The organism is Methylobacterium sp. J-030, assembly GCF_022829545.1.
GTDB lineage: Bacteria > Pseudomonadota > Alphaproteobacteria > Rhizobiales > Beijerinckiaceae > Methylobacterium.
The window spans coordinates 1-477 of sequence record NZ_JAKSYM010000267.1 but is presented as its reverse complement, the minus strand read 5'-3'; the positions used below and the strand labels follow the sequence as shown (position 1 = coordinate 477).

The following is a 477-nucleotide window of genomic DNA, read 5'->3' as shown; positions in this document are numbered from 1 at the left end:
CAATCTGGCCGCCTGTGTTCTACTCCGCGAGTGCTTCCGCTCGGGGAGTTTTGACGTGCGCACGCCTCAAGACCGCGTTCTGAACCTTCGTCTGCCGGCCTCGATGCGCCGGGACCTCGACGCCGCCGCCCATGCCGGCGGCGTCCGCCTGTCCGTCGCGACCCGCACCGCGCTGGCGGTCGGCCTCGCCGCGATCCACTCGACGGATCAGCCAGACCCGCCCCCGCCGGCCGCACCTGGCGCACGCCAGCCGATGCAGGCCGCCGCGTGATGGCCGGCGACCTCCCCGAGAGCTTCGTGCTCGACGCGGCGGCTTCGCCCGTCGAGGAACAGACGCTCGGCGACGTGCTGCAGGTGGCTGAGACCCCGCAGGATGTCCTCCAGGAGTACATCGACACGGTTCTGCAGGCGGCGTCCGAACCGGGCGCGCCGGGGCTGGCACAGGTCGTCACCTCCGATCCGCTTGAGGTGGTGCGC

2 protein-coding genes are annotated in these 477 nt (G+C 71.9%); both read left to right on the top strand.

Going from position 1 to position 477, the window contains the following annotated elements; genetic code table 11:
- Positions 1 to 271: hypothetical protein (locus MKK75_RS19680; RefSeq protein ID WP_244044210.1), on the top strand; the 271-nt coding region annotated here is incomplete at its 5' end.
- Positions 271 to 477: hypothetical protein (locus tag MKK75_RS19675; protein ID WP_244044209.1), on the top strand; the 207-nt coding region annotated here is incomplete at its 3' end. The genes MKK75_RS19680 and MKK75_RS19675, both read left to right, overlap by 1 nt.